Source organism: Paenibacillus sp. FSL H7-0331 (genome assembly GCF_001956045.1).
Map to the genome: position 1 here is coordinate 142183 of NZ_MRTH01000020.1, position 8966 is coordinate 151148.

The 8966-nt window shown below is 45.1% G+C and carries 9 protein-coding genes and 1 pseudogene; all 10 read left to right on the plus strand.

What is annotated here, in order from left to right; all coding sequences use genetic code 11:
* The first annotated feature begins 3 nt into the window (after nucleotides 1-3).
* The 10 genes and pseudogenes from BK127_RS26020 (at nucleotide 4) to BK127_RS26065 (ending at nucleotide 8860) form a co-directional block, all read left to right on the plus strand.
* The gene (locus tag BK127_RS26020; RefSeq protein WP_076234438.1) at nucleotides 4-1794 is read left to right on the plus strand and encodes a cache domain-containing sensor histidine kinase; all 1791 of its coding nucleotides are present in this window, start codon (nucleotides 4-6) and stop codon (nucleotides 1792-1794) included.
* Nucleotides 1795-1813: 19 nt separating this feature from the next.
* Nucleotides 1814-3421: a response regulator gene (locus tag BK127_RS26025; RefSeq protein WP_076234439.1), complete on the plus strand. Its 1608-nt coding sequence runs from the start codon at nucleotides 1814-1816 to the stop codon at nucleotides 3419-3421.
* Entirely contained in the window at nucleotides 3402-3527 is a 126-nt protein-coding gene (locus BK127_RS44930; RefSeq protein ID WP_256711450.1) for a hypothetical protein, read from the plus strand. The genes BK127_RS26025 and BK127_RS44930 overlap by 20 nt, the downstream gene beginning before the upstream one ends.
* 83 nt (nucleotides 3528-3610) lie before the next feature.
* A pseudogene (locus BK127_RS44940) lies at nucleotides 3611-3966 on the plus strand (response regulator transcription factor).
* 49 nt (nucleotides 3967-4015) lie between these two features.
* Nucleotides 4016-4942, plus strand: coding sequence for an alpha/beta hydrolase family protein (locus BK127_RS26040; protein ID WP_076234440.1), 927 nt, complete (start codon nucleotides 4016-4018; stop codon nucleotides 4940-4942).
* A gap of 230 nt (nucleotides 4943-5172) precedes the next feature.
* Nucleotides 5173-5652: a GNAT family N-acetyltransferase gene (locus BK127_RS26045; protein WP_076234460.1), complete on the plus strand. Its 480-nt coding sequence runs from the start codon at nucleotides 5173-5175 to the stop codon at nucleotides 5650-5652.
* 455 nt (nucleotides 5653-6107) lie between these two features.
* The gene (locus tag BK127_RS26050) at nucleotides 6108-6437 is read left to right on the plus strand and encodes a PadR family transcriptional regulator (protein WP_076234441.1); all 330 of its coding nucleotides are present in this window, start codon (nucleotides 6108-6110) and stop codon (nucleotides 6435-6437) included.
* A gap of 14 nt (nucleotides 6438-6451) precedes the next feature.
* Entirely contained in the window at nucleotides 6452-7318 is an 867-nt protein-coding gene (locus BK127_RS26055; protein ID WP_076234442.1) for a pentapeptide repeat-containing protein, read from the plus strand.
* Between the two features lie 12 nt (nucleotides 7319-7330).
* A complete protein-coding gene (locus BK127_RS26060) occupies nucleotides 7331-8092 on the plus strand; it encodes an ABC transporter ATP-binding protein (protein WP_076234443.1) in 762 nt (253 codons plus the stop codon).
* Nucleotides 8093-8860, plus strand: a complete 768-nt coding sequence (locus BK127_RS26065) for an ABC transporter permease (RefSeq protein ID WP_076234444.1) — start codon at nucleotides 8093-8095, stop codon at nucleotides 8858-8860.
* The last annotated feature ends 106 nt before the right edge of the window (nucleotides 8861-8966 follow it).

The following is an 8966-nucleotide window of genomic DNA, read 5'->3' on the forward strand; positions in this document are numbered from 1 at the left end:
CCGATGAACAGCCGGTTCCAATTTCTGCGAAAATTCAGTGAATCCGTGCAATGGAAGCTTACGGGTTTGTTTATTCTTGTCCTGATCCCGCTTGTATTTGTTAGCTTGTATACGATTAGCAGGTCGCAGCATATTTTGGAGCAGCAGGTTGGGGAACGTACCAAAGGAGCCATGGAGTCGGCGATCCAGTATATCGACTCAACTCCACAGGGACTGGAGGAGCAGTCCGTATTGCTGGCGACCGATGATAATCTGAATCGAATCCTATACGGTGTCGGGACGGAGCTCGATAGCTATTCGATCAATGAATTCCGTAAAGCAATGAGTCAAATATCCAATGTGTCCAATATTAACCGCTTCATTTCCCCCATCTCCATCCTTCACGTCGACACTAATATGTTAATCAGCAGCGAGTTGGGCGGGGTACGGTTGGATAGCAGCTATGCAAGCAGTGACTGGTTTAATCACGTGCGGGAATCATCCGGGCGCACTGTTTTGTATATACCCGATAGCAGCAAGCCTGCTGATTCGATTTTTTCCAAAGACAGTATCACCTTTATGAGAACGATGGATCTGTATGGCAGGGAACGTGAGAAGCATGTACTCATGCTTTCCGTGCATAAAGATAAATTGTTGGATTTGGTCAAAAAAATTACCCCCTCCAAAAATACACAATGGTACATGCTTGCCGGTGATGACCGGATGGTTGCCAGCACTTCCAATTCCGTTTCCGCACCAGTTTGGGACGGGGAAACGGATGTGCAGCTCACCAGGATGCCGGGCTCCGAGGAGCAGGCCGTCATGTTTAGAATCAAATCGAATATATCTAAATGGTCTTTAATTATGGTCCAGCCTGAAGCGGAGATTTATAAGGAAACGAAGCAGCTTCGGATATTCACCCTGTTCATTATCGTTGCAAGCGCATTGTTCGCGTTGTTTATTGCTGCAATCTTTTATACAAGTTTGTCACTCCCTTTGAAAAAATTGCTGCAGGGCATGATGCAGATTCAAATAGGCAATCTGAATGTCCGGTTCACGGAAACGCGTAGAGACGAATTCGGCTATTTAATGAACGCATTTAACCAAATGGCTGCAAAGCAGCAATATTTAATTGAAAATATTTACGAGCAAAACCTGCGGGTAGCCAAAACAGAGCTGAAATTTTTGCAATCCCAAATTAACCCGCATTTTTTATATAACACTTTAGATTCGATTTATTGGATGGCCAAAAATTATGATGCCAACGAAATTAGTGAAATGGTAATAAATCTGTCCAAATTTTTCCGTCTGAGCCTAGATAAAGGACTCGAAACCATAGCGCTTGCAGAAACCTTCGAGCATCTGCATTACTACATCCGGGTACAACAGCTGCGCTTCATGGACAAGTTCGAGGTGCAATTTGCTTTGCCGGATACGTGCAGGGAGATCCGGATTCTTCGGCTTCTGGTCCAGCCATTGGTGGAAAATGCGATTATCCATGGACTTGAAAAAAAGCAACGGGGTGGCATTTTGCGAATTTCCGCCTCGTTGGATAAGGCATCCTGCAGGATCGATATTTTTGATAACGGTAAAGGGATTTCTGCAGAAAAACTGCGTGACATACAGACCAGGCTGGCAATGATAGAATGTGCTGATAGAAGCGATGAAAAGCGTGATTCCGAGGTATTCGGCTTGCGTAATGTCCGTTCAAGGCTGAAATTATATTACATGGAGCAGGCGGAGCTGCGAATAGAAAGCAAGGAAAACGAATGGACAAGAGTAACAATTCTGGTTCCGCTTAAACGCGATCTATAAGAGATGGAAGGGTGACAACATGAAACTGATCATCGTAGAGGATGAAGTCAGACTGCGCAATAGTCTCACTTATTTAATTCCGTGGGATGAGCATGGGATTGAAGTGATCGGGGTCTATGGTGATGGCTTGGAGGGCTTGCAAGGGATCCGGCATGCGAAGCCGGATATTCTGCTTCTTGACATCGAAATTCCCGGAATTAGCGGTTTGCAATTGGCTGAGCAAGCACTCTCATTTAATGCTTCTACTAAAGTTGTGATACTTAGCGGACACGATGAATTTAAGTTCGCGCAAACCGCGATAGAGCTGGGAGTCTATAAATATTTGTTGAAGCCTGCGGGCGATATGGACATTTTATCAGCGGTGACTGAATCGGCTGATCAACTGAAAAGGGAAAGGGAATCCCAATACCGACGACTGATGCTGGAGCAGAAATGGGAGGAGCACATTCCCAGATTGCAAGAAGGTTTTCTCCAGAATTGGCTTTCGGGCAGATATGATGCATGGGAAATTGATAAAAAAAGCAAAGAGATGCAGCTTACGATTCATACCAATCATGCTTATGTGGTGGTTGCTTTGGAGATGGACCCACTATCCGAGGATGAGAAACGCTTCAGTAATAAGGATCAGCAGCTCCTGCAATTTTCATTGCTGTGCATTGTTCGGGAATTCGCCTCGGAATCCGGTACCTATTTGTCTTTCAATGACTACGCGGGTTTGACGATTCTTGTATTTACCCAAAAGAGCGATGAGCAAGAGCAGGATTTTATGAGTGGATTGAATATAGCTGTGTCCAAGCTTCAATCGATGGTGAAGGATTGCCTTAAGTTATCGGCAAGTGCCGGGATTGGCTGGCTGAGCAGCGGGCTCACGATCCGAAACTCTTACCGGCAGGCCGTGCAGGCGCTGCATGATCGAATCCTGTACGGAAAGGATATTGTCATTCCGTTCAGGCAGGGGCAGGATGCGGCTCAATCCGGTTTGGCCGGATCGGTTCAGCAGCTTGAACGCAAGCTTGAAGCTGCCCTGCAAACTGGCGACCTCGAGCTTACGATGTCTGTGATTGAGCAGCTTTTTCATGAGGGTATAGATAGCGCTGTAACGAAGGAACAAATCGAAGAATATGTGATTTGCTTGCAGGGCTTGTTGATTCGCAGTATCCAGTTAAAAGGGTGGTTGGTACGTGAAGTAGTCAATGAGGATTACATCTACTTCCGCAATTTGGACCTACTGCTGAACAAAGAGCAAATTCAGAGCTGGTTGATTCGTACGCTGCGTCATATTGTTGAATATGGCAAATTGAACCGCCGCGAAAATAATCATGAGTTTATACGAGAGGCCGTTAAAATGATAGACGGGCAGCTTGATCAGGAAATATCGCTGTATGGGATGGCCGAAAGGCTATACGTCAGCTCCTCTTATTTCAGCCGTTTGTTCAAGCAGGAAATTGGGATTCCATTCTCCCAATACGTAACTGGGAAGAAGATGGAGCGGGCCAAGGAACTGCTGCTGGAGGGTTATAAGGTTTACGATACCGTACTGATGACCGGGTATCAGGACATTAGTTATTTTACAAAAGTGTTCCGCAAGTACTGGGGGATCACCCCGGGTGAATGCAAGAAAAAATAAGCAGACCGCAATTTGGGATAATTCATCGATTGGCGGTGTACCTTTGACTTTCGATGCAGTCCGCGGAGTGATCGGCAATGGCCGAACAACCGCATCGCATCATTAAAGAAGTCGCCTGGGTTCTTAAGCCCGGAGGCATAAGCAATGACAAGTGTTCTTGTAGTAGAAGATGATGCACATATGTTGGAAATGATTTTAATTGTTTTAAGATGCGAAGGATATCGTGTCCGGGGAGCCGTCAACGGCAAAGAGGCACTTGTGGAAATGGAACGCTCGCCTGCGGATCTGGTCGTGCTCGAATGCCAATCATGAATGGGTGGGATTTGTGCCGCGAACTGCGGCTTTTGAACCCCGAACTGCCGATTATCATGATTACAGCCAAGCACGAGACGAGTCAGAAGGTGAAGGGATTGGGCTTAGGCGCAGACGATTACCTGGTCAAGCCTTTTGACCCGCAGGAGCTGGTGGTCCGAATTAAAGCGGTGCTGCGTCGGTACCGGATTGTGGCCGATAAGATGGTTAAATATGTAAAAGTGAGGATATAGTGAGAATAACAGAACAAATGGAATGTGAATTCGTACAGGAGGTTAAAAAATGATAGAACAAGTTACGGTTGCGGCAAACGCTTCCTATCCATTGGAAGGAATTTTGACGTTGCCGGATTCTCACACTGAAAAAGTCCCGGCAGTTGTATTTGTACATGGCTCCGGTCCCTTGGATAAAGACGAAACAATTGGTGCAAATAAGCTGTTTCGAGACCTTGCGGACGGACTTTCCAAAGAAGGGATTGCATCGCTCCGGTACGATAAACGCACTTGTACCTATGGCAAGCAGATAATTCAAGAACTCGGCGGCAAACTTACAGTAGAAGAAGAGATAATTCAGGATGCGATTATGGCTGTCCATATGCTAAAAAAAGACCCACGCGTGGATGCAAACCGCGTATTCTTGATTGGACACAGTCAAGGCGGGACGCTTGCTCCCAGAATTGATGCCGAAGGCGGCGACTTGGCAGGATTATTTATCTTAGCCGGTACTTCTCGAACGCTTGAGGAAGTCATCATAAACCAAAATGAAGATTCCATAAAACAGCTTGAAAAATCTCAACAAGAGATAGCCTTAAAGCAGGTAAAAGAACTGCAAGACAAGTTTGATGCCATATCCGACATGACGGATGAGATGGCACAACAGACCATTTTGTTCGGTTCTGTTTATGCCTGGTATCTTAAAGAAATGAAGCAGCATCCAATCAAAGATTATTTATTGCAAAGCAAAAAACCGATTTTCGTCATACAGGGTGATAAAGATGTACAGGTTTCCGTCGAAAAAGATTTTAACCGATACCGTGAAATGTTAAAAGACCACCCGGATGTCACATTCAAGCTCTATCCCGGTTTGAACCATTTGTTTATGGAAGCTGTGTATGGTACGTTGAAAGACATTTGGGATGAATATAATATCCCGCAAACCGTGGATAGGACTGTTCTAGAAGATATAGCACAGTGGATATTGTCGGTTTAGACCGCGACAACCTTGTACAACTTACTTTAAAATCGGCATTTAGTATGTCGAAAGCCTAAAGTGGATACTCAGTAAAGTATCCGCTTTGTCATTATGGGTTTACTGCAAGTGGGTAAGTTAACAGTGTTTCCGGCTTTCCGGAGGCTTTAGCAACTTGCGCTTTCGCCTTTCGTTTCTCGTTAGAATTTTATAAAATGCTATTATTTATTTTAATGGAGGGAGAGAGTTTCATAATTTCACTACGAAAAATCACACTGGAAAACAGACGCGAGGTATTCAAGTTAAAAGTTACAGATGAACAAAGCCGTTTTGTTGCATCCAATCTTTCAAGTGTTGCTTCGTGTTATGTTCTTGCTAGCAATGGAGGTAGCCCACTTCCTTTTGCAATTTATGCTGATGAGCAGATGGTAGGTTTCGTTATGATTGTTTATGGCATAACTAGTTACGAGCTTCCGAAAATCGCTAATAACAATTATTGTATATTGCGTCTTATGATCGGTGAGCAATACCAAAAAATGGGCTATGGTAGGGAAGCCATGGAAAAAATATTAGAGTACATACGTACATTTCCAGTAGGACGTGCTCAGTATTGTTGGATAACATATGTCTCCGATAACATTGTTGCTAAAAAACTATACGAAAGTTTCGGCTTCCGTGATAACGGTGAGAAGATAAATGGAAATGAATTAGTAACTGTTTTAAATCTCTAACTTGAAGAAATTACAAATTTTAACTAAATGCACAAAGCTAACGCGTAAATATAATTGAGGGGCTTGCTTCGCGGCAACTCCTCTTTTGTTTATTAAAGTAACGGGCAGGATAACGTGGCTTTCAATGTTAAAAATTCCTATTTTACGGTATAATTTCAAAAATGTCACTGTGTTTGTGGGGTGGAAATTGTGTGATATATGTTGTGAGACATGGGCAAACAAAAAGTTTTGTTCCTTTGAAGAGCCGAGCAAAGAACTTAAGATGATTGTATAGCTAAGTTAGAAAACTGTTACTTGAGAAGATGCACTAAAATTCTATCGATGATCACTCAATACCCATTCTCCTCGGGTATTTTTTATTTCACATTATCCAAACTTAAAACGAGTATTTTGTTTGAAATAGTACCTTGACAGTCATAGTAATGTGTCGTATTATACAGTTGCGGGGTGATTAAATGAGTGAGAACAAAATTACATCCGACCTGCTGCGCGGACATACCGATACGATGATTTTGCGACTCCTATCCGAAGCTGACCGCTATGGGTACGAAATTGTCAAGTTGATTGCGGAGCGCTCTGGCGGTGAATATGAACTAAAGGAAGCAACCATGTATTCCAGCGTTCGGCGTCTTGAGGTGGAAGGTGATATCGAATGGTATTGGGGTGACGAATCGCAAGGCGGCCGGCGCAAGTATTTTAGAATAACCGAGAAGGGCACGGAGTCTTACGCCCGCAACAAAAACAACTGGGAGTACGCAAAGCGCGTCCTTGAAAATTTATTATAAGGAGAGTGGATGTTTTGAATCAGAAATTGACCAACTATCTGAACGGAGTTTTCGCACCATACGATGGGGTAAAAAGCGTCGAGGAATTGAAGACGGATCTGCACTCCGATCTGCAGGAACGGTTCCGTGAACTTATAGAAGAGGGAAAGGACGATGAAACAGCTTTCGAGATGACTATCGATAGCATTGGCGATATCGAGCAAACGGTACAGGAGGTTTCTAACCTCTCCCGATCGTTGGAACGTCAAGTGGTGACCAACTTTAGCGCAAGCAATCTGCTTAAGAGTGATTTTGCCGGCGTGATTGCGCATAAAGGGGAATTTTCAGGGAGCGCGCTGCGAGGATCCGACTTTTCGAACGCAGACTTGACCGGCAGCACGTTTGCGGGCAGCGATGTGCGTGAAGCCAATTTCGATGGCGCAAACCTCACCGACTGCAACTTTTCTGCTCTGGACCTTTCGGATACGAGCTTCAATAAATCAATTCTAGTGCGCACCAACTACAGCTCGTCCGGTCTAGACCACGCAAAATTTCTAGATGTTAAATTAACGGATGTAAAGCTGAACACGACAGACCTTAGAAAAACAATATTCGCTAATTGTATTTTTGAAGGCGTGGAATTCAAATATTCCGATCTTACAGGTCAGTGTTTTGACGGGCAAACCTTTATCGGCGTCAAGTTTGAGAAGTCGGCATTGAACGAAGTTACGTTTAGAGGCTCGACACTAAAGAATGTGTCTTTCCATCCGGGGTTTACATTATTCAAAAAATATTATCGTGCCATCCAGACGATCTGCTTTGACGACGCAGTGATGGATAAGTTGACATATGCAGCGCTCAAAGGCATGGAAGCCGATCTATCGAAAGTTATTGTTAGATAAGGAGGAGAGAGGATGCAAAATAAGTCAATACAAGTGAAGGGATTGCAAAAGTCTTACAAAGAGCTTCAAGTCCTTAAGGGTGTAGATTTCGAGGTGGAGAGGGGCAGTATCTTTGCACTGCTAGGCTCTAATGGGGCGGGCAAGACCACGGTTGTCAAAATTCTCACCACGCTGCTTAAACAAGACAGCGGGACCGCACTAATAAATGGTTTCGATGTTGCGTCCAAACCTGACCATGTTCGGCAGGCGATCAGTTTGACCGGGCAATATGCCGCCGTGGACGAATTACTGACCGGACGGGAGAACCTAATCATGATTGCCAAGTTACGATACCTCGACCACCCACGTCAGGTTGCGGATGATTTGCTGAAACGTTTCGGATTGATAGAAGCCGCCGATCGCAGGGTGTCTACCTATTCGGGTGGTATGCGCCGGAGGCTCGACATTGCCTTGAGCCTTGTTGGGAAACCGCAGATCATTTTCCTCGACGAGCCTACCACGGGCCTTGACCCCGAGGCGCGCATCGAGGTTTGGAAGATTGTGAAGGATCTTGCAGGCAGCGGAACTACGGTATTCCTCACCACGCAGTATTTGGAAGAAGCAGAACAGCTCGCCGACCGAATTGCCATTCTACACAAGGGGAAGATCATTGCCAGCGGCACGCTTTCGGAGCTGAAAAAGCTATTCCCGTCGACAAAGGTGGAGTACGTGGAGAAACAGCCGTCATTGGAGGAGATATTCCTCTCCATTATCGGCAAGAAGGAGGGAGCATAAATGGAGACAGTAAACAAACATTTTTTTAACGATTTGGGTGTTATGCTCGGACGTTCCATGCGCCATATTTCTCGCAGTATAGACACCATTATCACGGTTACCGTTATGCCCATTGCGTTTATGCTATTATTCGTTTACGTATTTGGCGGCGCCATTCAAACCGGAACGGATAACTATGTGAATTACCTGTTGCCTGGCATACTGCTGATTGCTATTGCCACCGGGATTTCCTACACAGCTTTCCGTCTGTTTACCGACGTGCAACGAGGTATATTCGAGAGATTCCACTCCATGCCGATTTCACGTTCTACCTTACTGTGGGGTCATGTACTGACCTCTCTGGTATCCAACGCCATATCGGTTGTCGTCATCATTCTCGTAGCGTTGATTATGGGCTTTCGTTCCTCGGCCGGGATACTAGACTGGCTTTCGGTAATCGGCATACTCATGCTGTTTACGTTGGCATTAACCTGGGTTGCTGCTATTGCAGGATTGACAGCAAAATCGGTGGATGGCGCAAGCGCCTTCTCCTACCCGATCATCTTCCTGCCGTTTATTAGTTCGGCGTTTGTGCCGACCGAGTCGATGCCTTCGCTCGTTCGTGCCTTCGCTGAAAATCAGCCGGTGACCTCCATTGTCGAAGCCATCCGCGCATTGTTGTCAGGCCAGCCAGTGGGCAATGATTTATGGACCGCTCTTGCGTGGTGCGTAGCGATCTTGCTAGTAGCCTATTTCTTTGCAATGAAGGTGTATAAGAAGCGGTTTTGAAAGATGAAACACAGAGGGTGCCCCTTGCCATTTTCATGGCTTTTTATACGAAAATGAATGTCTGAAAAAAGCGCAAAAAGACACTCCTCTATTAAAACAAGAATGT

Bases quoted from the DNA above. Each gene is read 5' to 3' on its own strand.
- BK127_RS26065 (WP_076234444.1), top strand. From the start codon at position 8,093: ATGGAGACAGTAAACAAACATTTTTTTAACGATTTGGGTGTTATGCTC.
- BK127_RS26060 (WP_076234443.1), top strand. From the start codon at position 7,331: ATGCAAAATAAGTCAATACAAGTGAAGGGATTGCAAAAGTCTTACAAA.
- BK127_RS26020 (WP_076234438.1), top strand. From the start codon at position 4: ATGAACAGCCGGTTCCAATTTCTGCGAAAATTCAGTGAATCCGTGCAA.
- BK127_RS26025 (WP_076234439.1), top strand. From the start codon at position 1,814: ATGAAACTGATCATCGTAGAGGATGAAGTCAGACTGCGCAATAGTCTC.
- BK127_RS26050 (WP_076234441.1), top strand. From the start codon at position 6,108: ATGAGTGAGAACAAAATTACATCCGACCTGCTGCGCGGACATACCGAT.
- BK127_RS26040 (WP_076234440.1), top strand. From the start codon at position 4,016: ATGATAGAACAAGTTACGGTTGCGGCAAACGCTTCCTATCCATTGGAA.